This window comes from Rhizobacter terrae (assembly GCF_003852895.1).
GTDB classification, from domain to species: Bacteria; Pseudomonadota; Gammaproteobacteria; order Burkholderiales; family Burkholderiaceae_C; genus Albitalea; species Albitalea terrae.
On record NZ_QUSW01000009.1, the window covers coordinates 175,919 to 198,745 of the forward strand.

Sequence of the window (22,827 nt, forward strand, 5' to 3'; positions counted from 1 at the left end):
TGAGAGATCGGCAATGGATCGTCCCGTGCAAGTCCCGTCGTCTTCGACATCGTGCGCCAGTGGCAGCTGCGGCGCATGCGGCAGCGGCGCCGCCGTGCCGGCCTCGTCGTTGACGCTGCGCATCTCGAACATGGACTGCCCGACCGAGGAGCGTCAGATCCGACAGGCCGTCGCCGGGATTGGCGGCTTGGCGTCGCTTCAATTCGATCTTCCCGCGAGGCAGCTGACCCTCGAAGGCACTTCGAACGCGCTGGACCTCGCGGTACGAGAAATCCGCAGCGCGGGTTTTGAGCCGGGGCCGCTGGAGCCTGCAGTCGATGGTCGCGACACTTCCTCTTGCGACGGGGACGCCTGTGCCGTGCCACTCGCTTCACGCCCATCGCAACCGGTGTACCGCTCGCGCGGAGCGGTGTTCCGGATCGCGGACATGGACTGCGCATCTGAGGAGGCTGATATCCGTCGGGCGTTGGAACCCGTCAAATGCATCGAGGGCCTGTCGTTCCAGCTCGGCGCGCGCACCGTGACGATCGCGGCACCCGAGCAAGCGCTGGCCGAAGCATTACAGGCGATCCGAGGAGCGGGCTTCGAACCCATGCCGCTCAGCTCACCGGGAAAGGACGCCGACGACAGCACCGATGCGGATGAGCACGGTGAAATCAAGTCCAACCTGCCGCGCTTGCTGGTGGCGTTGGCGCTAGCGACCCTGGCCGAAGTCCTGGCGTTCGCCTTCGCAGACTCACCGGTCGCCAAGGCGCTGGAGCTGGCGTTGGCCGCCTTCGCGATCTACTTCAGCGGCTGGAGCACCTACCGCAAGGGCTTTGCCGCGCTTCGCCAACGCCGCCTCACCATCAACACGCTGATGAGCGTCGCCGCCACCGGCGCCTTCCTGATCGGTCAATGGCCGGAAGCGGCCATGGTGATGGCGCTGTACGCGATCGCCGAACTGATCGAAGCCCGGTCGGTGGATCGCGCACGAAATGCCATCCAGAGCTTGATGGCGCTGGCACCTGACGACGCGCAGGTTCGGCAAGCGGATGGCTCCTGGCGCTCCGCGCCTGCCTCGGAGGTTGCGATCGACCAGGTCGTCCGCATCCGACCAGGCGAGCGCATTCCGCTCGACGGCGCGGTGAGCGCCGGCACGAGCGCGGTGAACCAGGCGCCGGTCACCGGCGAGTCGATTCCAGTGGACAAGGCCGTCGGCGACGCCGTGTTTGCGGGCACGATCAACGAGACCGGTGAGATCGAGGTACGGGTAACCTCGGAAGCGTCGAACTCGACGCTGGCCCGGATCATCCATGCGGTCGAACAAGCGCAAGGCTCACGCGCACCCACCCAGCGCTTCGTCGATCGATTTGCAGCCATCTACACGCCGGCGGTGTTTCTACTGGCCATCGCCGTGGCTGTGTTGGCGCCATGGGTCGCAGACTGGACCTGGCAGCAGTCTCTGTACAAGGCACTGGTGCTGCTGGTGATCGGCTGCCCTTGTGCCCTTGTGATCTCGACGCCGGTGACCGTCGTCAGCGCACTGGCTGCGGCCGCACGACGGGGCGTGTTAATCAAGGGCGGAACCTACCTGGAGCAGGCTCGCGAGCTGAGGGTGATTGCGCTCGACAAGACCGGCACCGTCACCGAAGGCAAGCCGAAGCTCGTGCACTGGGAAAGCGTCAGCGGCGACCAGGCGGCCAACGCTCGTCTTGCAGCCGGCCTGGCCGGCCGCTCCGACCATCCCGTGTCCAAGGCCATCGCCGCCGGCTTGTCTGCCGCGAGCGCTTCAGTAAGCAACTTCAAGGCGCTGGCTGGGCGCGGCGTGGAAGCCGTGGTCGACGGTGGGTGCTACGCGTTGGGCAACCACCGGCTGGTCGAGGAGCGCGGCCAATGCAGCGCCGAGCTTGAACAGAAACTCCAGGAGCACGAGCAGCAAGGCCACACCGTGACGCTCTTGATGTCCGACGCCGGTGTCCTGGCGGTGTTCGCTGTGGCCGACACGATCAAGCCGAGCTCTCGACAAGCCATCGAGGAACTCAAGTCCCTGGGCGTCAGGCCGGTTCTGCTCACCGGCGACAACGCGGCCACGGCCGCGAGCATCGCCAAGGAGGCGGGCATTGACGAAGCGCAGGGCAACCTGCTGCCGGAAGACAAGCTGTCCGCGGTGGAAGGGCTGCAAGGCCGCCACGGCCCGACGGCGATGGCGGGCGACGGTATCAACGACGCCCCCGCACTGGCCAAGGCGGACATCGGCATCGCCATGGGCGCCGCAGGCACCGACACGGCGATGGAAGCCGCTGATGTCGTCGTGATGAATGACGACCTGCGCCGCATTCCCGAGATCATTCGCCTGTCGCGCCGTACGCACGGAGTGCTGTGGCAAAACATCTCGATTGCGCTGGGCATCAAAGCGGTGTTCTTCGTGCTTGCGATCTTCGGCAGTGCGACGATGTGGATGGCCGTCTTCGCCGACATGGGTGCCAGCCTGCTGGTGGTGGCCAACGGCCTGCGCCTGCTGAGCAATGGTCCCAGGATCGCCGGCTCGGCGAAACCCGGCACTTCGCAGAACTCATGAGGAACGACGGATGAAATCATCTGCACGCGCTTGTCCAGCGGCGTTGCTTGCCGCTGGTTCCTCATTGCTCATGTCGGGTTGCGCGAGCCTGCTGGATCCCTCTCCGGAAAACTGGTGGCGCAGTGCCGAGATCAAGCAGATCGTGCCGGCGTCCGATGTCAAATCAGACGTTCACACCGATTGCATCGAGGCGTCGGCTGCGTCCGCGCCCACGTACGTCGCAATCGTGTTCTATCGCATCGGACGATCACCCTACCGCCAGGCATTCCCCATCCCATCAGCCGATGCCGTGCACGTGGGCGACACGGTGACGGTCAACTCCGTGCTTTGCAAACTCAAAGTGCCAACCAAGTGATTAGTCGATCGTCCTGCTTCCTGCTGTCGTTGCTCGCGTTGCCGGCCATTGCGACCGCCGACGCGGGCGAGAGCAAACCCTGGAAATTGACCGTAGCCGACTATCGCTACAGCGATGGCTCCGACGGTCAGGACGTGAACCTTCGATGGCGCCGTGAGGACACAAACGTTTGGGTCGGCACCTATCACGACCAGACGTTCGGAAGCCAAGCGCGCACTGGGTTCGACACCTCCATCGCGCTCGGCGGCAGCGCCACGCTGCAGCCTTCGTTGCAGGCCGCCTCGCGCGGGTTCTTCGGCGGAAGCCTCAACTTGCAAGTTGGCGACCCGTGGTACGTGCTGGTCGGATGGGGCCGCACGAACCTCAAGCCGTATTTCAATCTAAATTTCGATCCCAACGACGCAATCACCTTGGGTGCCGGTTGGCACGGCGAGGGAGGCCGCAGCATCGCGCTTTCAGTGATCGCAGACGATCGCCTTCATACAGGCCAGAAGGATTGGCACCTGTACGGCCGCTGGCCAGTCGCCGCGGACTTGCGCATGACGTTGGACCTCATGCGCAAGACGGGCCAAGGTGACGGTGGCTCCGTCCACGCTTGGGGCTTGATCGCCACCTTGGACTTTCCGTCCTGGTTCGTGCGTGTGGCACACGATCCGAAGCAAAACTTTTCCGCTCTAGATGCGACTCGATTGGCGGCAGGTCTTCGATTCTGAGCGAGGCTTTGCGCCCGGACTGCAAGACTGCAGTTCGCCTAGGTTGACCGGTAGAAGCGGCGCGATACTGGAGCCTTCATGCGGAGGCCTTCGTGGAAGAACAAGCAACGTCGCAGGCTGAGAAATCGATTGACAGACTCCCGACTGCCCCCGAGGGGTACAACATCTGCTTGCGGGCATTTGACAGCGAGGAACGAGCACGCAGCGTCGGCGACACCATTGCGTTTGTGATTCGAGAAGTGAGCCGCGTGCTCGATTTGAGCCGCCTCGATGGTGTCACCGTCGCCTATGACTACGCCGAGGCCCTGAGGGACCTTGATCGCGGCTTCACCGGAAACACCGGGGAACTTAAGGCCTCGGACAACGAAGTGGTCGGGATTGCGATAACGACCTCTGTGTTGCGCGACGGCATTGCGAAAAGCCACATCGTGCTCCACGCCGCCTATGTCGAGCAGTTGACCGATCCGAAGAACGAGTTCTTTTCCGCCGCCATTCATACGGTTGCGCACGAGTGTGCACACGTGGAGGTCAATCACCGCTTCGACGATGCATTCCCTGGGATGGTGGGTCGCGAACGATTTCCGACACTGCGAGCGCACCTGCGTTGGCAGACCATACTGTCCTGCTGGGATGAATTTGCAGCAACACTTCTCAGTGCTGGGTTCGGGGATCCAGCAACTCGGGGTTACGAGACAAACTTCCTCCGCGCGCTCTCTGAGAGTCGGCAGAAAGCCGATGCCCATATTGTTTCTTTCGCGCGCCACGGTAATGTCAGGCAGGCGCTGGATGCGGTGCACGACGTATACAGCAATCTGTTGAAATTCGCCGCGTACCACCTCGGCAACATGCGTGGATGTGAATTGACCCTGGCCGATTTCCCCGAAACCACTGAAGCCCTTGCCAAACATTGGTTCGCCCCCTATTGGAAACGTCTGTCTGACGCCTGCGAACGCATCCTTGCAAACTACGGCAAGTGGCCGAGTCCTTCGTCCTTCGAGCTGATCGGAGAACTGCTTGAGGAAGTCATGGCCGAAGGTGGCGTGCAACTGCAAGACAACCCAGACGGCGGCCTGCACGTACGGTTCGCACAGGTGGGTTGAAACGCATCCATGACAGTCGCGCCCAGAAGCCCAGGACGCCCAACGGCTGCGGCCCTAGACTACTTTCCATGAAGCCCCCTTGCTATGCGCGCGCAGTCTTGAATCACTGGGGCGCCAGCGTCATTGACATACCGACCTCCGAAAAGGAAGAGTCCGATCTCCTGGTTCACATGGACGGATGTGCGATGCTTGTCGAGGAAAAAACCAAGGTTGACAGCGTCGCTTGGCTGGGCGAGCGACGTGATGTGCTTGCTCGCGGTGAAGTCCATAACACGACAACACCGCTGACGCGGGACAATCGACTGTCTGGGCTGATCAAGAAGGCCGCGAGCCAACTCGATTCGTCCTCTGCCGATCGGCCCCACGATTTCCTTCTCCTGTGGTTCACGGCGACTGGCTTGCAGGCGCGGCCCAAGTTTGACCAGTTCATCGCCACGCTGTACGGGACGACGAAGATCATCGAGATGGGGAGCAACGGCTTTCGCACCTGCTACTTTTTCCGGAACAGCGACTTCTTCAACTGCGCGCAAAGTCTTGACGGGGCCATCGTTGCCCGCGAGGAGAACGGTAAGCTGTCCATGAAGCTTTGCCTGAACCCGTTGTCGCCTCGCGTCGACGATTTGCGTCGTTCACCAATCGCCGCGCGCTTTCCGAACGCACTCGAAGACCCTATCGAGGCTGAGACTCGCGGCGCCTATGTGCTGGACGCTGACATTGATCGGAGGGATGAGCCGGCACTCCTGAGCTACCTGCAGGACAAGTACCGGACCGCTCCGCTCATGCCATTTGATCTAGGCCATATGAACATCGCGTTGCACGTGTAGGGCGACAGCGGAAGTGATGCGGTACGGCGTGCCAGGTCAGGGCATGAAGACTGGCCAGGATGAAGGTGATATCCAGGAGGCAGCCTCTCATTTGTCCGTCGACTTGGCTCATGGCGCGCTCCAGCCGACGCGGTGGGAACCGGTCGTCAGGTCATGTCGTTGATCGTCCTGGGTGTGCACATACACGCTTGTGGTGGCGATGTTGGCGTGACCGAGGTTGTCGCGCACGGCCTTCAGGTCGATCCGATCGCTTTGGTGGGTGCCGGCCGTGTGGCGCATCCAGTGCGTGGACGCCTTCTCGATGTGAGCGGCGGCCGCTTCGTAGTCCGGCCCCTTGGCGCGCAGACGCTGCGCTGTGCGCCGGACCACGTCCTTCACCAGTTCGTGCACAGCGGTGCGCGCCATCGGCTGGACGGGTCCGATGATCGGCATCAACAGTGGGGTGGCGTCACCTTCGCGCGGGAGTGGTGGCAAATCGTTGGCCTTGCGGTAGCGGATCAGTTCGGCCATCAACTCGTCGGTGGCCGGGACCAGCCGCATCTTGTCGCCCTTGCCGGTCAGTTCGAGCCACCAGCGCTCCTTGCCGTCCGCACTGCGGCGGCAGAAGATGCCACCCATCGTGTTGATGCAGACCTCGGACACGCGCAGGCCGCCGATGTACAGCAGCGAGAACAGCCACCGGCTGCGTGCAGCGTGCTTGGCGTCGCGGGCTGTTTCCGCGGGCATGAGTTCGATCGTCGTGCGCACTTCCGCCCAGTGCTCCAGTGGGAGGAAGCGGCTCACGCGCGGGGCGCGGCCCGTGCGTGGCCGCCGGCGCAATGCCAACGGGTTTCCAGCGAGATAGCCGGCTTGAACCAGCCAGTTGAACAAGCTGTTGAGGATCGACATCGCCTGGCGCTGACTGACGGGCTCAAGCGGCCTTGCAAAGGGCCGCCAGTCGGGAGAGGAGCGGGCAGCCTTTTGCGCGACGCTCATCACCCAACGCCCAACAGGTTGAGGGTTGGCCAGGAATCGCTCGTAGACCAGCAGGTCCTCGTGCGTTAGGTCGGACAGTGCCTTGCGCTGTTGGAACACGCACCACAGCAGCAGCCGTTCGGCTTCTTTTCTGTAGCTCGCCAGCGTCGCCGGCGAGTTGGCGTAGCGGGCCAACCAGGCCAACACCGCGGAACGATCGTCGTTGGCCTGGATTTGGGCGAGGCCGGTCGCACGATTGCGCCCGTCGCGGCCAGACAGGTCCGTGGGCACGACCAACTGATCGATCGGTACGAGATCAGGCACTGAACGTGAGCCCAAAACGCGAAGGCTCGTATTGTGTGGACATTAGATGAATTATGTCCATAGAACTTTTCAGATAGTTAGATAATTATCGTATTACGTTGTAGTATCAATCAATGAGCACCGAAACCGAGATCCTGGCCGAAGTCGAGGCGCTGAAGGGCCGTTTCAGCGACACGAAAGCGCTCTACCGCGAGGTCTGCGCGCTGTTGTTCTTCCGATTCGGGGTCACGCCGACGGCGAACAAGCTCTACCAGTACGTGCACAAGGGGACGATGAGCACGCCGGCGGAGGTGCTGGCCAAGTTCTGGGATGACCTGCGCACCAAGGCACGCGTGGAGATCGACCATCCCGATCTGCCGCCGGAGATCAAGGTCACTGCGGCGGAGGCGATTGCGTCGATCTGGCGCCAAGCGACCGCCGCAGCCCGCGGTGAACTCGCTGCCATCCGCGTGGAGCTGCAAGCGGACCAGGAGCGGGTGCGCTATGAGCAGCTCCAGGCCGAGCAGACCGCAACGCAGGCGCTTGCCACGGCAGAGCGGTTGCGTGGCGAGTTGACTAGCGCTGGTGAAGCGATTAAGGGCATCCGCATTGAGCGGGAGGCCGAGGCGCGCGCGCATGCCGGCACCGCGGCGCGGCTCCAGGAACTGCAGGCCCAGCTCGAACAGGTGCGTGCCCAGCAGCAACGAACGCAGGAAAGCTTCAGCGGCGACCTGGCTAAGGCGCGCGAGGCGGTCGACGCAGCGGATCGGCGAGCGGCAGCCGCTGACAAGCGGGCGCTGCTGGAGATCGAGCAGGAGCGCCAAGCCCGCGCCAAGGCCGACAAGCAAGTGGAAGCGCTACGCACGCAGAATTCCCAACGCGAGGCTCGCGAGCGTCAGGCCGCGTTGGAGCACGCGGAGGCGGTCGCGCGGCTGCAGTCGCAGTGCGACGCCGCGTCGGCCGACCACAAAGCCATGCAACAGGCCAACCGCACACTGGAGCAGGAGTTGCGCGGTGCACGTGAACAACTGCAAACCAGCCAACAGGAAGCCGCGCACTACAGGACCGAGGCGCAGACTGTCCAGGCCGTTCTGGAGAAGCTGACGGTATCGACGCGAGCACCATCGAGGCCGACCAAGAAGAGGGCGTCGACCTAAGAGAGACCGCCTCGTCGACTTCCTTGCCCGCAGCCTCCTGCAGAGGTTTAGGACTCCCGACCGATCTCCCAATCGACACGATGGCTTCGCACTGGGAGTCGGGCTCGCCGGCGTGGCGAAGGCCGTCTTCAGGCGGGTTCTCGCAGCCCATTAGCGACTTTATAGCTGGAGAATAATTTCCAATAATTCTTCTCCCACCTCACATTGTGCGTTGATTTTGTGATTCCACCGAATCTATGTCTGGAAAATACCAAAGGGCCAGCAAAGCGGTCGCCGTGCGCGAGTCGAACCAAGCCCAAGCAATCCGCAAACCAACCCAAGGACCAACGAGTCCGTGCCCACGCTGCACCGTATCGTTCGCGACACCCTGGGCCACGCATCGATCAGCACCACCAGCATCTATCTCCACGATGAAGATGACAAGCGACATGCCGCCGTGAGCGAGTCACCGGCTAGGTTGGAATGTCGCGATGGCGTCGAAGCTTGACACCGTCTGAGCCCACCTGCCCAGGATCAGCGCCGAAAGAACTTCATGAGTCACCCATCCCACGGAGGGCATCTAAGAAGGCCTGTGGGATCGGCCGCAGCGCATGAGCGTTCTCGATGACGCGCCATCGTCTGCTCACGTACATTGGCGAGCCGACAACGGCTGCGTCGTAGAGAACTACCGCTCCCACCCGCGTGTTGCGTTGCGGCTGAAACCAGCGCCGCACCAGCGGCTCCCACCACGTCAGGCCACCGGGGACATTGGTCACGCAAACGATGAGAGCGTTGCACTCGGTCTTCGAGAAGTGATGCAGTTCGGCCGTCAATAGTCGTGTGGCTCTCTCGTCTTGCATCGGACTGGCGACGGTCGCTGAGGTGCAAGTCTTCTGCTCGATCCGAGCATGAAAGTTGTAGAGCGTTGGCGCCGTTTCAGGGGACTTGATGCGGGGCGGAATCGTCATCGGGCCAGAAGCTATCGGTGTCGCGGACGCCAGACCGACATCTGGCAGTCGCCTGATCCACCCGTCGGCCGGCAGCGAATCCGTCGCTGCGAGGATTCGTTGCTTGTTTGCCCGCGGATCCACCCCCAGGAGAACGTCGACGTGCACGCCCGCACGACGTTGCACGATGGCGACCGCAACGTCCTTCAGGTCACGATAGGCCTCGATCATCGCCTCGGACGTTTCTGGTGCGATGACCTCCACGTACACGGCCTCGTTCTCGATCCGCACCACGCTGTCCAGCGTCTTGCCTGCCAAGGGGGGTTCCAACTCGAAGACAAGGCCATGAGCGACGAATGCGCTGGCGACTTCAATCTCGGCCATCGCCGCCTTCTCCCCGCCCCGCAACCTGGCGAGAATTGCAGGGAAGCCGGCCAGAAACTCACACCGCCCGAGATCCTGACCCAGCGCAATGGCAGGTCCCGTTACCGCCGGACCGTCCCCTTTGGCCTGGATTTCATCGAGGCGCTCGGGCCACATGCGGCGAAGCGTGGAGATCGCACGCTGCACTTCGTCAGGCGACTCGAGTGGCCGAGAACCCGCGCAGCACTCCGCGACGAATTGATCCCAGTTGGCTGTGATATCCGAGGGAATCAGCATGAGACGTCCTGATCAGCAAGATGATTCAGCCGCACGGATGGCCAAGAGTGGGCACGGGTTGGTCTGGCAGGCCGCCCTTGCCAGGCGCACAAGGATGGCTCGCAAGTCGTACCGCCGGTTGAATAGGTACTGCACTTGGGCGAGATAGCGATGGGCGTACTTGTCGAACCCGAAGGCGTGGTAGGTGCCGGCCAGCGCGGTCTTCAGGTTGCCCAGCACGGTGTTGACGGCCAGAAACGACGGATGCTTGGAGCTGGCAGCGCCGCCGCCGGTGACGTGGGGCTCGTGCAGGATGCCGGTGCCGCGCACGGCGGTGAAGCAGCCCAGGCCGTCGGAGACGAGCGTGGCCGGAGCAGCCAGGGACTTCGCCGCGAACTCCTTGATCGACTCCTTGGTGAAGGGTCGCTTGGACAGGCACAGCAGTACGGACTCGCCCGACTCGGTGGTCTGCACGGCGGCGACGAACTCGACCTTGTTGGGCGAGCCGCGGCCGGCCTTGCCGCCCTGGATCTCGCCGCCGAGGTAGGCGTCGTCGATCTCCACGCGCCCGGTGAGCTGGCGCCCCTGCTCGCGCAGGTGCATCACCTCCATCAGCTTGTGCTTGAGCAGCCAGGCGGTCGGGTACGACACGCCCAGGTGGCGCATGAGCTCCAGCGCCGACACCCCGTTCTTGGCCTGTGTCATCAGGTGCATGGCCAGGAACCACTTGGGCAGCGCCAGCTTGCTGGACTCGAACACGGTTCCGCTGACCAAGCTGCACTGGTAGCGGCAGGCGCTGCACTGGAAGTACAGCCGCTGGCCGCGGCGGAACTCGCTGTGCCAGGTCTGCCCGCAACGGGGGCAGGCGAACCCCTGGGGCCAGCGCCAAGCCCTCACGAGCTCTTCACACTGCTCCTGCGTCCCGTAGTCCTCGAAGAATTCGAGCATCGGCAGCCCCGCTTGATACTGGACCCGGTTCATTGCCATGACGCATCTCCTATCGGATGCGTCCATGCTCGCGGGCCACTGGCTCATGACGTGAGCTACCTCCTATGAGGGCTGAATCATCTTGCTGATCAGGTGAGACGTTGACTTTACCCGTGACCCGCAATGCATCGTGGACGGGGCGGCAAGAAGGCGCTTCGCGAATTCTCGCTCGACGAGGCGCGGGGTGCCCTGCTACCGTACGTACAGAGGGAAGACCAACAACATCACGGAGGCAACAATGGGCGGCGGAGTGTACGCGGATGACGACAACGCATCACAGGTGATCCCGAAGTGGCGACTCGTGGAGAAATGGGCCAAAGGCCACGGGATCTATGACCACCCTGACCTGAATCGAAATGAATGGCTCTACCGATACATGAGAGCCGACCAGGCGGTCCGGATGCTTCGCGATCGGAAGCTCTGGTTCAGCGCTCCAGATCGTTGGGAGGATCCGCACGAAGCGTGGTGGTGCGATCAACTCTTCCGCAAAGGCAGCCACTTGGCGACTGCCTTTGCATACGGCTCATGTTGGACGCGGCGATGGCTCGATGAACCGTTTTGGCGGATGTACGCATGCAGGTGCGCTGAAGAAGAGACCGGAGCGGCAGCCAAAAAGCCCCAACACCCTGTTCGCGTGCTGCCAGCGGTTCGCTTTCGCTCCAAGGTTGGAACACTCTTCGAGTGGCTGCGTGAGGCGGCGCGACAAGAACAGTGCAAGGCATTCATGGGCCGTGTGCGCTACTGCCCAATTGAGCAACTGGTAGATACGGCAAGCAAGATGCGAAAGGCCGACGACAACCCAGCGCCTACCGCGGCCACTGGGCTGCACATGAAGCGGCGGGCGTACAAGTTTGAAGATGAAGTTCGACTGCTGTGGATTGATCGGAAGCCAAAGCGCGACGGGCACGGGATACCTTTCGACCCTACAGCGCTGTTCGACCAAGTGATGATTGGCCCCACGAAGGACGAATCGCGCTACTCGGAGGTTGAGTCGATGTTGGTTGAACTCGGGATACCCGATACCCTGATCGAGCCATCGAGCATATGGACGCCGCCAGACGTGCATGGTGGGCACTGACGCGACCGATGTGGGTTTCTTCGGATAGCTAGACCGTAACGTGACGCCGCGGATTCGAACGCATGAGGGGGAAGGCGGAGTGAGTGACCAGCTCGTCAACGTTCTGAAGGCTCGCCTTGCGGCGGGCGAAATCTCGATTGCCGAGTACCGCAGTCTCCTCGCCGAGATCGGCGAGGACCGCTCCTCGCCTCCGTCCACCGAGGCGCCGCAGTATGAAACTGGAACGCTGTTGGGCGAATTCGAGCAGTTTCGACTATTCGAATACGGTGTGCAGGTCGGGCAGCAGTTCCATCCAATGTCGCAGGTTGTGAGCGTCAAAGGTGGGCAGTCCTACAAGTCGTTCAATTTCGTACCTTCTCAAAACAGGTCCAGTTTCTCGATCACGTTCTTGTCGGGAGAGCAAGCTTCGGCGGTAGAAGACCGCCTTGTGTTCGGCGGCAAGCGCCACAACGCCTTGATCCACTTCTACGACGCTGTGCGTCAGCTCACCTTCAAACCGAGGCTGACAAACCTGGTTTCAAGGTTGTCGGACATCGGGCACCTTGACATCTACAAGCCACCATTCGGCGGTGAGGACACGGTGGTCCTGAGGAAGGACGGTGTCATCGTAGCTGGGACGAGGACAGTCAACCTGAAGACCGCGAAGGCCACTGGAACGTTTGGCCTCGGTACACAGTGGCATGCCCTGAACGCGGTAAGCCAGAAAACCAACCCCGCAGAAGTTGTCATGTCGGAAGAACGCGGTCTATTGGGCACACTCATTCCACGTGCTGCACTGCGCTTCACGCCATACCCGGACGATGTGGACGTTGTCCATGCGCTACTTGGCTGGCTTGCGGAGCCGAGCAATCACCTGAAGTGAGGTGTGCGATGAATGTCCGTGCCTTCGTGCCACTGGGTAAACACCTCCCGAAAGAGTTCCTTGAGGTAGTGCTCGAACTGCACTACTTGGTCAGCGACCACGGTATCGAGAACACACCTGTCGAACCGCAGACAAGAGAAGAATGGCTTGCCTACTTTGCGAGGGTCCATGATGGCTGGAAGGAAGCCCAGCGCCGCATCGCTGTTCTCTTGAAGGAACGGCTCGTACGGCGCTCCGAAGCGCAGGCCGATGAAGCGGAGCAACGTCGCCTTCGCAGCAAAGAAGGTCAGACCGCTGCGAAGCGGAGACTGCAAGCAATCGGCGTCGAGATGCTTGTCCTTCGCAGAACGCTGGACGTCATTCTTTGGACCATCTTTGCAGGTGAGCATTCCACTCTGCGACGGCTTTTCGTTCAAGGTGGGCAGCACAACCTGTCCGCGAAGAACATTGATGATGCGATGCCCGCGGCCGAGTTCTTCAATCGCGATCCACAGGTCATGGTCGTGTGCACCGACATCCTGTCAATCGTCCACGTCGGCGACCTGCTGATTGCGAACAGAGGAACGGGAGAACTTGTCTTCTCGGAGTTAAAGACAGGCGAGAAGAATTTGGCCATCACTGCGGCTGCAGAGTTTGCAATCCGGTCCGGGTGCGAGCGTTTCGAGAAGTTGGCGACGGCTGGCTATGACAAGGCCGACCAGAAACACTACGAGCGAGTGAAGCGCCAGTCTCAGCGCAACGAGACAATCCTCAACACAATCCGAGACGAAGGCGGTACAGACCCAAGCACCGGTGCTCAGGTTTTCATTCACCCGACCGAGGAGCCCAGCGAATTCTGGACGGACACCATCACGGCTTGCTACCAGCAGCTGAATGACACGAAACAGTGGGCGATCGGCGTGATCGACGAGTGCTTGTACCTCGGCGTCTATTCCAGCCAAAAAATGGCGTTCATCGGCTTTCAAGCATGGATGGATCGCGAGAAGTGCGAGTCGCCGATCCACAACCTGACCGACTCATTCTTCGATCCCGGCACTCGTCCCCTTGGCGCGACGTTGCTGCCCAGAGAACTGAGGGAAAAGATTCTTCGTGGTGACATCCTCGTAGTCATGTGCCTCGACATCGCCAAGATGATCGAGCTGGCAAACCGAATTCAGCCAGGCTACATGAGCTTGGCAACGAAGAAGGAGTCGTCGCGAATGCGGCAGGAACGGGCCATGGGTGACTTCACGCTCCGTGGGCTGTTGATCAAGACCAATGAAGGTGGCGGCGTATCCATGTTCCTTGGCGGTGGGTTTAGAGACCGGATACTGTTTGACCAGCATCGGCCAGCTCAACTGATCGCACAGAACATGCGCAGCTCTGTGGCCTTTCACGACAAGGTCATCGCTCTGCATGCTGCGACTTCAGGCACGGGCGCACCTCCGCGGGAATCTTCGGGGACCTCACAAAATGGTGGCGGTTGATCAAATTCGTAGATCGGGAGGACACGATGACGCCGGAGCAATTGCTGCAAAAGGTCTCTGATCATGAGGACAACTTCGTCGAACGAAAGGTCGAAGGCGTATCCGCCTCGGAGCTTCGCCAGACTGCGTGCGCGTTTGCCAACTCGGTGCCAGAAGGCCGCGAAGCAGTCCTGCTTGTCGGCATTCACGACAAAGGTCAAGTGCTGGGGGTAGGCAATACCGATGCTCTGCAAAAGCGTATCCGCGACGCCTGTGACAACGACTGCTACCCGCCTATCGCGTGCTCAATGCAGATTCTCGACGTTGCTGGCAAGAAGGTCGTTGCCGCCGTGTTTCCGTCAAGCGCCCGCCGCCCACATTTCAGCGGTCCGGCCTACGTGCGTCGCGGCTCGGAGAGTCCCAAGGCCACCGCAGAGCAGTACGAGGAGCTGATTCTCAGCCGCGTGGACAAGGCGCGCGAGATCGTGCAGCATCGTGATCAACTCTTCACGGTGCAGGGCATCGGCTACAAACTGGGCAGCAACCGTCCACTGCAAGACGCCACCTACAAGGAATCGCGCGAATGCCGGCTGCTTGGGTGTACCGCGCACTTGGTCACCTTCGAGGACATCAACAGCGGCGTTCGGTTCTCCGAGCCTCTTGCGCACACCACGATCACCTACGACCACGAGAAGTGGAGAACGATGGTGCTCGTGAGCTTTCCGAAATGATGGGTCGCCGGCAATTGCGCTGAAACGCTCTCTCCCGTACCGCGACGGCCACTTCCGTGGTCGCATTTGCCCGCGGCCATTGAAAAGGGGCAGGTGCCGTGAGCGCGCCGTTGCACACTGCCGCAATTCGCCAGCAGTTTCCCCAGTTGCGCGCAAACAAGAACACGCAGCGCATGAGTGGCCCGAACGACACCAGCGGCGCGTGTGCGAATACGTCGGGCTGCGGCTACTCGATGACGACGGAACCGGTTGGCCGGAAACCCAGGCACTGAAAGCCGCGGCCACCAAGCAGGCACTGCCGGACATCATCAACATCCTTCTGGAAGAACTGGTGTGGAATCAACTCGCAGCGGCGAGCCGATCAGGTCGTGCTTTCGCAGCAGTTCCACTGCCTTGTCGCCCAGGTCAGCGTCCCCGCTACGGCGCAGCTTATGCGCACAAAGCTTGAGCATCATTGCCAGTTCAGACTGCGCATCGCATGTCTTGGCATACAGACGGTTCATTGTGACAACAGAGGCATCGGCTTCCGTCGCTCGGCGCATCCACTCGGCGCGATCTGCTTGCACCGCGTCGAAGATGCCCTGCGCCGCCACCATCGGCTGGTCCAAGTCACACGTCAGGCTCGGGCACAGTCCGCTCAAGAAGGCAAGCGCCTCCCATGCCTCCCTGTCGAGACTGGCTCTACCGGCTTCCACACAAACGTCGGTTTTTTGGGTGTCATTCATGGTTGTGCTTTCCATACGTGACTCCCGCAGAGCCCAAACTTCACCATGGGAGTTCTTTCAATTCAGGCGATCCGCGCCATGTTGTGGATTTCCCGTTCATGCACAGGCGCTCCGTCCAAGGTGATGGTCTCCCACCCGGTGGCATAGGCGACAGTGATGAAGCGTTGACCTGGCACCATGCCGGCCGCGGTCGAGAAGAGCGCGAACACCGCGTCGCCCGCGTGGATCGCGTCAACTACATCGATCACGTCCGCCACAGCGGGTCCGGTTTCCCATTGGTTGTTGATGGTGTCGACGCGTCCCCACTCGACCCCGGTCACTCTGCCATCGTCGTCCAGGCGAACTTTCGTCACGGCATGCACAGTCATGGGTCCTCCTTAGGTCAAAGGTAGAGCGTAGTTGAAACCCGTCAGGCGGCCGGTCAGTTCGAACCGGATGCACTGGCGTCCTCGTCGCGCGCAAGCAGAAGGGTGTTGAGCAGGTTCAACTCGTTGGATGCCATGAAGTAGCGATCGTCGAAGACGAGATCGAGCTTGAGTGGGCTGACTTCGCCCACCACTGCCGCCCATGGAAACGATTCGTAGGTGGGCAGTGGCGGCATCATGGAAGATCCTGCGTTCAATGACCGCCCAAGCGCTTCGTGCCAAAGTGGCGGATCGTCAAGCCTGAACGGCTGGCTTTCGTCGACATCGCTGGAGAAGCGGAACTGCTGGTGTCCGGCGGGGACTGCCACCCAGGTGTTGGGTGAGCGCAGTTCCTTCAACGTTCGAAACTCATTGGCGGCATCGTGCTGGTCGCGCATGAGCAGCCGAAGCAGATTGGTCGCCGGAATGCGCAGTGCTGGTGGAAAGTCCCGCTGGCGGTCGATTTCATACAGCTGAGCGACGAGTCGCCGGATGCCGAGATTCATCTGCGTCTCATGCCCCTCGAACGCAAACACCTCCTGCTTCTCGAAGCCTTGCCAGGTCTCAACGATCACCGGTCCGCTGAAGAAGACGTGATCGGGAAGGCTGGGGTCGCCCACCGCGGCGGTGAGCAGGGGTCCCATCGGGCTGGCGGCCACGTCACAAAGTGCCTGCAGGCAGGACGCCTTGACCATCGACCGACCATCCTCGCCCCTTTTGGCCACGCCATGAAGCTTCGTGCGCGAGAAGATGTCGACCACGTTCGCGCGTGCACGTTCGGCCAACGCGATCAATTCCTTGTTACTGCTGCGGAGCTTGAAGACTTCGGCTTCCTTTACGAACTGTCCGACGTACTGCGACATCAGGCTCACGAGTTCGGAGGTGCCGACGGCGCCCACCGGCACAAGGGCGAGGTTCTGCCGCAGGCCCGCGTCGCCGGTGATGCGGGTGAAGACGGTCGCGCGCAGCATCACGAGCAAGGTCATCAGATCGAGCGACTGCCGCAACCATTGCCGCTCGTCGATGCCGCCTTCGGACACGATGTAGTCGTCCACCAGCATCACAAGGTGCCGAGGCACGCTGTCACCGGATCGCTCTTCGCCCGCCTCGTTCTTGTAGGTCCCACGCCCGCGATAGATCAACTGAGCGATCTCCATGAGCGAGGCTTCGACGTTGAACCGCGGCACGCTGGCGATGATCCAGTCGGTGAGGGGGAAGGACACCCCGCGCGCGCCCGAGGAAGTCATGAGGAAAACGCGCACTTTGTCGCGAACGCGCGGCTCGACAAGCAGCCGGCGTTTGTGGCCCGGTACCGAGGAGTCCAGCACCTGCACGGTCTTCTCCGACAGCCCGCGGCCCGACCCGACGGTGAGTCGGGCCTTCAGGCTGCTCAGAAACACCTTGTCCTGCGCAAAATAGATGACTTGGCGGGCTCCGGCATCCAGTGCCTTCAGCACCTCTGCTTCGGCATTGGCAAGGACGGTTTCATCGGCAACCCGGCGGATCGCCTGTCGGGGCGTTTCCTTCTCGCCGAGCTTGGTCTCCTCGATCTGGACCGCGCTCAGCTTCACGCGGTACTTCATGTGCAGCTCACTCGCCGGAAAGCTGTTGGTCATGACGTGCAAGGTTTCGCGCATACCGCCGCCGATCTTCACCTTGTCCGCCGCCAACCGAAACGGCAGCCGCCCCGCGGACCGTGACACCAGAACCTTGTCGGGCGCTCGTTCACCTGCGTTGAGGTAGCGGTTCAGCACCAGCTCGTTGCCAAGGGAGGCATCCGAAACCACCAGGGTGACCGTGAAAGGCGAGGGCGTGTCTTCGAACGCAAGGATGAACTCCTTGTTGAGCCACATCGCCACCGTGTGCACGAACCGAGCGCCGGCACCGTCGCCGGCGAGTTCATCCACCATCACCACGATGGTGGGCATTCCCCGTGCGAAGCGGTGCCGGTCCTCCCGACCCGCCGCGGTGGAGGCCTTGTTCTTGAACAGGCTGGACAGGGCATCGATCGTGGTCTGCTGGTTCGCTCGTTCACGAAAGCCCTGCAGCGCCGCGGTCAGCACGAGTCGATTCACAGCGGGATTGAGGTCCAGCAACTCCCGGGCCGTGGACGCCATGCCCTTGAGCACTCCGGTCAATGGGCGTTCTTTGACGAGGTCCTCATGCTCGGACAGGGTGTTCTTGCGGATGGTGGAACCCGCATGGTCCGCATCGATCTCCTGCTCCTCTTCCGGGCTGAGCACCAGCATCGCTCCATCCGGGATGCGCAGTCCCGGCACCCCGTCGGCCACCACAGCGCCCGCGATGTGGCGCTTTGTGTCGATTCCGGACTCCACCTGCTTGGCGTGCCAGCGTTCCGCCGCGGCGATCAGTTGCGCATTGGTGGTGATCGTCAGGATTCCCGTGGTCTCGCCTTCACTGGTGCGCGCCATGTTCTGCGTTACGTCGCGGTTGATGACCACGCGCGGGCTGACGTAGAGAAACAGGTAGCCGTCTTCCTTCTTCGACAGATGGCGGCGAATCGCCGTGGTCTTGCCGATGCCGGGGTTGCCTTCCAGGGCAATGACGTTGAGCTTGCCCGGGGTGGAGCAGTTCAGTCCTGCAACGACGGCTGCCGCGTGCATGTCGCGCAGGCTCAGCGCATGCGCCCCGCGGGCGAAGTCGCGCATGGAGCGTTCGACAGCCAGTTTTGGCGGTTCCCCGAAGTACGACCGCAAGGCCGGTGTGTCCTCCACGAGATCGATGGCGTCGGCGAGCGGGAACGTGTCCACGGGGTTGGCGAAGTCCTTCAACTCCTCATCGAACTCGAACAAGTAGTCCTCGCCCGGCTTGGGCACGGCGCGAAGGCCGGCCATGCCATCGCGCAGCGGCTTGGGCAGCTTGTTGAGCATGCTGCGAAAGAGGCTCGCGATACGCTCGGTCAGCGCCGCGTCGTCGCCATCGGAAGTCTTCTGCGCCTGGCGATATGCGGCCCCCATTTGCGCCATCAACTCGACACGGGCGTCGACGGGCCCGTCGATCGAGTACGTGGCAGCAAGGCTCTCCAGTCCATTGGGGGTGATGGCCAGTGCACGTGCCGAGCACGTCGTGGTCAGCACGCCGCGTGCACGCATCAATTCGACCATGCGTTCGACGTAGGAGGCCGCCTGGCACAGCTTGTAGAGCGGCTTGTTCTCGCCGGTCAGGGCGCCCAGGTGGTTCTTGATGTCCTCGGAGAGTTCGAAACGTTCGCGGTCGACCTCGCTGGCCACTCGGGCAAAGACACTTCGCGAGTCCACGATCCGTCGATGGCGCATCAGTTCATCGAGGTGTGTCCCTTGTTCGCGAAAGTCGCCCAGAGAGGCCGGCATGTCGAAGGAGTACTCCTGCACGAGCAGGAAGTCTTCAGCACTGCTGGCAGACAACCAGAGCAAGAAATCGGCGTTGGCGGGATAGCCCTTGAGTGACCACTGCGGATCGATTGCACCGGTGAGACCGAACTCGGTCTGGAAGACCTCACGCAAAGCAAGTTGGGAGGCTGCTCGATCCTCGGGCACGTTACCTGGCAACATCAGCGGGCACCACAGCGCGCGAACGGTCAATTCCCCGCGGCCACGCAACTTGGTCCGGATGCTGTCGAGATAGGCGCGCGTGGCCGTGTAGCCGACGCCGTAGGCGGTGAGCGCCATGTGCTCGACGGCGGCCTTGACCACGTCTCGCGCCGCTTCGTCAACCAAATCCAGCTGGTCCGACAAGCGAGTGGCCACGACCATGAGGCGGGTCTCGCGCCAGCCTTCAAGGCCCGGACGGTCCCTCTGAAGAAGACCTTGCTCCAACAGGCAGGCCATCACTCCACGTTTGACGAGCAACTCGTAGGCCTGGCCCCACAGCACCGATTGAGCATGGAAACTCAGTGCGTCCGCCGGATCGCCTAAGAGGGCACTCATGGCGCTTCCTTGTGCAGCACCTTCGTCACGTGGGCGAGAACGGCCGGCAAGGACAGCAGCACCGTGCCCGCGCGACGCCGGCTCATCACCTGCACCTCGCCCGCCGCCGCACGCTTTTGTGGGTCCACCCAGCCGAACGGATCGAGCACCGGCAGCAAGACCGAGCGCGACGCGGGCTTCTCGCTTTCCATGAAGTGCACCGCACGCAGCACACTGACCAGCGAGCGGCGAATGCCGTCCTGGCCACCCAGGCCGAGCATGTTCTGCTCCGCGAGTTTGGCGGCCTCGATGTCAGTGATGCGCTGTTCGGCGTCGAAGAAGTAGGTGCAAAAGCCCGATTGCGGCCGATGCTTCTCTTCGCCGACCACCGCGAGCGTGGCGAAGGTGTACACGGGCAGGATACTGCGCAGCGCGTCCGTTGACAGGGCCTCGTACATCTCCTGGTGGTCCTTGAACGTCATCACCTCAAAACCACTCTCCGCGGTATCGCGCTTTCGCAGCCGAGTCGCCGGAAAAACGTCCCGTCGCAAGGGGTACAGGCTCATCTCGGGATAGCGCTTGACCGCCTCATCCAAGAATTCGACCGTACCGTGGGGGGCATGTCGTTCAGCAGCGCGTCCGATGTGGCGATTTCCGAAATGGTGGGACAAGAGCATGACGTGCGCGAAACCGTCCTCGCGAAGTCGCGCGAGTTCCTCCAGGATCGGCTGCGGGTTCTTGAAGTCCTTTTGGCTGTCGACCACGCGGGTGCGCATGTTCAAGGTGCGCAGGACTGCCCCCTTTTCTCCGCGTTGCGCCACGTAGGTGCGGCTCATGAACAAGTAGCCGTCCGCGTCGGCATGCGCGGCATGTTCGTCACACGGCCGGGTGACATAGGTGACGAGCGCGACCTTGTCGAGGCTACCCTCGAACTCGAAACGCAGCGGCTGACCACCGAGCATCGCGTTCAGTGCTCCCTTGCGCTTGTATTGCATGTTGTCGCGATTGCCGACTGCCTTGGTCGTGACGCCTTGCAGCTTGACAGCGCCTTCGCGAGCCAGCGCCTTCTCCAGCGCCTGGCTGATCGCATACACGGCGGTATTGGGATCGTTGGCGTCTTCTTCCTTGCCGGCCTGGGCGGGGGTGTGAGCCAGGCGGATCATCGTCAAGGCAGTGTCGGGCAGTTCGGAGCGCACTCGGCGCTGCAGTTCCCACAGCGTCACGTACACGAGCAGCGTGACTGCCACACAGGAGGCTGCCCGAAACTGCTCGGACTGCGCCTTTTCCTTTTCGTCCTTCTTGCGACGCATGGTCAGCATGTCGAGCGGGTAGGCGACATCGATGCCGGCGCCGGCATCGAAGAGCCCGGGCTGCGCCACATCCACGATCGCCCGCTGTTCGTCCTTCAACCAGCGGTGCGGCACGAAGCGGATGGGCAGGACCGGGTGATCCACGTCGCGCTCCATCGTCATCGAGCGCGCCGGACCGGCAGCGGCCAGAGATCGCTCCTTCAACTCTGTCTTGACAACATAGGACGCGATCCCGCCCAGCACGACGGGTTCCTCGGAAACCGTCAGGTGCTTGAACCATTCGACATCGTCGTCGCCGCTTTCCGCGCGCTTGAGCACGTCGGAGTTGGGCCCGATCGAGTCGAGATTTTCACGGTTGAGGATGTCCCGGTGGACCGTCACCGTAAAGCGGTCGACGCTGCCGTTGGCGATGGGAACCACCCGGTTGACCTTGCTTTTGAGCAACTCGATCAGTTCGTCGGCCACCGCTTGCATCGTGCGCGAGCGTGACATCAAGGACGAATGGAGCGCTTTGAGCGTGCGCAAAGGATCGGCCTTGAGTTCAGCGGCCACGCGCCGAGCCTCCTCGAGCACATTCAGCGGGGTGGGGTCTTCGATCGAATCGGGCACCGCGAGGTGCAGGAACACCAACTCCGCAATGTCCCGACGCACGAACGCGTTTGGGTCCGGCGCCGTGAAGAGGTGATCGTGCAGGCGGTCCATGCGGGAGTCGAACGCCGATTTCTGAGTCTGCGGGTTGTCGCCGTTCACCCTGAAGCGGTAGGAGACTTCACGAACCGTCGCAAAGCCTCGCGATTGCTCGGCGCGGGTTTCGAAGAGCTGGCTCGATCCTTGCGCCCACGCCGGCAGACAGGTATAGAACAGCGCCTTGCGCAGGTGCTCGGCGAGGTCGGAAGTGTTGTTGCCGCCGTAGACCGTGCTCGCGTCCAGCACCACGGCTTCACCGTCGATGCCTGCAATCTGTTCGTGGCACTCGCGCACTCTGGAGACATAGGCCTTGAAGCCGGCTCGGTTGCTTTGCAGCGCGAGCGCGTCCATAAGCCGCATGGTGACGCGCAAGCGCACACGAGCAAGGGCCTGATCGTCCAAAAAGTCCAGAAAGGCCCTGATCAGGCTGTCGGGCCGACTGCGCTGGTTCCGAATTTCCGTGAGCGCGCCGTCGATCTCGTCATCCAGGCCTTCCTTGCGCATCACATTCGCAATGCCCGCCAGCAGCGATTCCAGCCAATCGTTCCCGTCGACAGTTTCAATCGCAGTGAGGACACGGCCAATGTCCTTGCCGCGCTCTTCGGCGCGCCGTTCGGTTGACGCGAAGACGATGGGCACCATGCTCGCGTGCGCAGCGAGTTCTGGTTTGCGCTCAGTGATGGAGGTGGCAAACGCAGCCATGGCCGCGTCCAGCGAGGGCAGGGTGAGGTCCTTCAACTCGACATCGGCGAGCGCGCCGTCCAGCACCTCATTGATGGCCTCGTGCAGACGACCGATGCTCTTGGAGGTGACACTCTCGGTGCCGCTCAGGAGCCGGCCACCCACCCGGGCCGTGGTCGCACGCGGTGGCGCGGACAAGTCCCGCAGGAAGCCTGCGTCCTCACCGGGCGTGAACGCTTTCTCGAACGCGTGGTCACCGTTGTGGAACAGGCGATGCATGACGCCACGAACGTTGATGTGCACGCGCCGCGCTGCGGTCGACACAAGTGGCAGCGCGGCCTGCGCCTCGCCGTTTGGCGGAATCGCCTTGGCAAGCTGGCCAGCCAGTTCGGCCAGATCCAGCGAAGGAGTGACGGTCCGGGCGTCGACGATCGACCCGACGCGCGTAGGCAGGGTAGGCATGGTCGGTCCTTTCGATGGC

General features: G+C 62.2%; 17 protein-coding genes. 10 read left to right on the forward strand and 7 right to left on the reverse strand.

Annotation, left to right across the window (positions count from 1 at the left end; translation table 11 throughout):
• Positions 1–13 precede the first annotated feature (13 nt).
• From DZC73_RS25870 to DZC73_RS25890, 5 genes are all read left to right on the forward strand, one after another.
• Positions 14–2,560 (forward strand): heavy metal translocating P-type ATPase, encoded by a 2,547-nt coding sequence (locus DZC73_RS25870; RefSeq protein WP_124543269.1) that lies wholly within the window; start codon positions 14–16, stop codon positions 2,558–2,560.
• 10 nt (positions 2,561–2,570) lie between these two features.
• The gene (locus tag DZC73_RS25875) at positions 2,571–2,915 is read left to right on the forward strand and encodes a hypothetical protein (protein WP_124543270.1); all 345 of its coding nucleotides are present in this window, start codon (positions 2,571–2,573) and stop codon (positions 2,913–2,915) included.
• Entirely contained in the window at positions 2,912–3,628 is a 717-nt protein-coding gene (locus tag DZC73_RS25880; protein ID WP_124543271.1) for a hypothetical protein, read from the forward strand. Before DZC73_RS25875 ends, DZC73_RS25880 begins: the two co-directional genes overlap by 4 nt.
• Positions 3,629–3,720: 92 nt before the next feature.
• The gene (locus tag DZC73_RS25885) at positions 3,721–4,728 is read left to right on the forward strand and encodes a BTB/POZ domain-containing protein (RefSeq protein ID WP_124543272.1); all 1,008 of its coding nucleotides are present in this window, start codon (positions 3,721–3,723) and stop codon (positions 4,726–4,728) included.
• A 68-nt stretch (positions 4,729–4,796) separates the two neighbouring features.
• A complete protein-coding gene (locus tag DZC73_RS25890) occupies positions 4,797–5,552 on the forward strand; it encodes a hypothetical protein (protein WP_124543273.1) in 756 nt (251 codons plus the stop codon).
• Positions 5,553–5,660: 108 nt separating this feature from the next.
• Here the strand turns inward: DZC73_RS25890 and DZC73_RS25895 are convergent, their stop codons facing one another.
• Positions 5,661–6,830, reverse strand: a complete 1,170-nt coding sequence (locus DZC73_RS25895) for a tyrosine-type recombinase/integrase (protein ID WP_124543274.1) — start codon at positions 6,828–6,830, stop codon at positions 5,661–5,663.
• A 113-nt stretch (positions 6,831–6,943) separates the two neighbouring features.
• On the opposite strand from DZC73_RS25895, the gene DZC73_RS25900 reads away from it, so the two are divergent.
• Positions 6,944–7,966 (forward strand): DNA-binding protein, encoded by a 1,023-nt coding sequence (locus tag DZC73_RS25900; protein WP_124543275.1) that lies wholly within the window; start codon positions 6,944–6,946, stop codon positions 7,964–7,966.
• A gap of 530 nt (positions 7,967–8,496) precedes the next feature.
• Here the strand turns inward: DZC73_RS25900 and DZC73_RS25905 are convergent.
• Both DZC73_RS25905 and DZC73_RS25910 read right to left on the reverse strand, forming a co-directional pair.
• Entirely contained in the window at positions 8,497–9,552 is a 1,056-nt protein-coding gene (locus tag DZC73_RS25905; protein ID WP_124543276.1) for a hypothetical protein, read from the reverse strand.
• Between the two features lie 12 nt (positions 9,553–9,564).
• Entirely contained in the window at positions 9,565–10,518 is a 954-nt protein-coding gene (locus tag DZC73_RS25910; RefSeq protein WP_124543277.1) for an IS1595 family transposase, read from the reverse strand.
• Between the two features lie 238 nt (positions 10,519–10,756).
• Here DZC73_RS25910 and DZC73_RS25915 point away from each other — a divergent pair, with 238 nt between their 5' ends.
• The 4 genes from DZC73_RS25915 to DZC73_RS25930 all read left to right on the forward strand — a co-directional run bounded on the left by DZC73_RS25915 (position 10,757) and on the right by DZC73_RS25930 (position 14,634).
• Positions 10,757–11,596 carry a hypothetical protein gene (locus DZC73_RS25915; protein ID WP_124543278.1) on the forward strand — a complete coding sequence of 280 codons (840 nt, stop codon included), beginning with the start codon at positions 10,757–10,759 and terminating at the stop codon, positions 11,594–11,596.
• A gap of 79 nt (positions 11,597–11,675) precedes the next feature.
• On the forward strand, positions 11,676–12,458 hold the full coding sequence (locus DZC73_RS25920) for a hypothetical protein (RefSeq protein ID WP_124543279.1): 783 nt from the start codon (positions 11,676–11,678) through the stop codon (positions 12,456–12,458).
• A gap of 8 nt (positions 12,459–12,466) precedes the next feature.
• The gene (locus DZC73_RS25925) at positions 12,467–13,924 is read left to right on the forward strand and encodes a hypothetical protein (RefSeq protein ID WP_124543280.1); all 1,458 of its coding nucleotides are present in this window, start codon (positions 12,467–12,469) and stop codon (positions 13,922–13,924) included.
• Between the two features lie 26 nt (positions 13,925–13,950).
• Positions 13,951–14,634 (forward strand): AlbA family DNA-binding domain-containing protein, encoded by a 684-nt coding sequence (locus DZC73_RS25930; protein WP_124543281.1) that lies wholly within the window; start codon positions 13,951–13,953, stop codon positions 14,632–14,634.
• A 308-nt stretch (positions 14,635–14,942) separates the two neighbouring features.
• Here the strand turns inward: DZC73_RS25930 and DZC73_RS25935 are convergent, their stop codons facing one another.
• The 4 genes from DZC73_RS25935 to DZC73_RS25950 all read right to left on the reverse strand — a co-directional run bounded on the left by DZC73_RS25935 (position 14,943) and on the right by DZC73_RS25950 (position 22,808).
• Entirely contained in the window at positions 14,943–15,359 is a 417-nt protein-coding gene (locus tag DZC73_RS25935) for a hypothetical protein (RefSeq protein WP_124543282.1), read from the reverse strand.
• Positions 15,360–15,421: 62 nt separating this feature from the next.
• Positions 15,422–15,727, reverse strand: a complete 306-nt coding sequence (locus DZC73_RS25940; RefSeq protein WP_124543283.1) for a phosphatidylserine/phosphatidylglycerophosphate/cardiolipin synthase — start codon at positions 15,725–15,727, stop codon at positions 15,422–15,424.
• A gap of 53 nt (positions 15,728–15,780) precedes the next feature.
• Positions 15,781–19,689, reverse strand: a complete 3,909-nt coding sequence (locus tag DZC73_RS25945) for a helicase (protein ID WP_124543284.1) — start codon at positions 19,687–19,689, stop codon at positions 15,781–15,783.
• Positions 19,686–22,808 carry a hypothetical protein gene (locus tag DZC73_RS25950; protein WP_124543285.1) on the reverse strand — a complete coding sequence of 1,041 codons (3,123 nt, stop codon included), beginning with the start codon at positions 22,806–22,808 and terminating at the stop codon, positions 19,686–19,688. Before DZC73_RS25950 ends, DZC73_RS25945 begins: the two co-directional genes overlap by 4 nt.
• Positions 22,809–22,827: the final 19 nt, after the last annotated feature.

What these genes read in the sequence shown, in the direction of transcription:
- DZC73_RS25870 (WP_124543269.1), top strand. Translation starts at nt 14, where the DNA reads ATGGATCGTCCCGTGCAAGTCCCGTCGTCTTCGACATCGTGCGCCAGT.
- DZC73_RS25875 (WP_124543270.1), top strand. Translation starts at nt 2,571, where the DNA reads ATGAAATCATCTGCACGCGCTTGTCCAGCGGCGTTGCTTGCCGCTGGT.
- DZC73_RS25890 (WP_124543273.1), top strand. Translation starts at nt 4,797, where the DNA reads ATGAAGCCCCCTTGCTATGCGCGCGCAGTCTTGAATCACTGGGGCGCC.
- DZC73_RS25900 (WP_124543275.1), top strand. Translation starts at nt 6,944, where the DNA reads ATGAGCACCGAAACCGAGATCCTGGCCGAAGTCGAGGCGCTGAAGGGC.
- DZC73_RS25905 (WP_124543276.1), bottom strand. Translation starts at nt 9,552, where the DNA reads ATGCTGATTCCCTCGGATATCACAGCCAACTGGGATCAATTCGTCGCG.
- DZC73_RS25910 (WP_124543277.1), bottom strand. Translation starts at nt 10,518, where the DNA reads ATGGCAATGAACCGGGTCCAGTATCAAGCGGGGCTGCCGATGCTCGAA.
- DZC73_RS25915 (WP_124543278.1), top strand. Translation starts at nt 10,757, where the DNA reads ATGGGCGGCGGAGTGTACGCGGATGACGACAACGCATCACAGGTGATC.
- DZC73_RS25925 (WP_124543280.1), top strand. Translation starts at nt 12,467, where the DNA reads ATGAATGTCCGTGCCTTCGTGCCACTGGGTAAACACCTCCCGAAAGAG.
- DZC73_RS25930 (WP_124543281.1), top strand. Translation starts at nt 13,951, where the DNA reads ATGACGCCGGAGCAATTGCTGCAAAAGGTCTCTGATCATGAGGACAAC.
- DZC73_RS25935 (WP_124543282.1), bottom strand. Translation starts at nt 15,359, where the DNA reads ATGAATGACACCCAAAAAACCGACGTTTGTGTGGAAGCCGGTAGAGCC.
- DZC73_RS25940 (WP_124543283.1), bottom strand. Translation starts at nt 15,727, where the DNA reads ATGACTGTGCATGCCGTGACGAAAGTTCGCCTGGACGACGATGGCAGA.
- DZC73_RS25945 (WP_124543284.1), bottom strand. Translation starts at nt 19,689, where the DNA reads ATGAGTGCCCTCTTAGGCGATCCGGCGGACGCACTGAGTTTCCATGCT.
- DZC73_RS25950 (WP_124543285.1), bottom strand. Translation starts at nt 22,808, where the DNA reads ATGCCTACCCTGCCTACGCGCGTCGGGTCGATCGTCGACGCCCGGACC.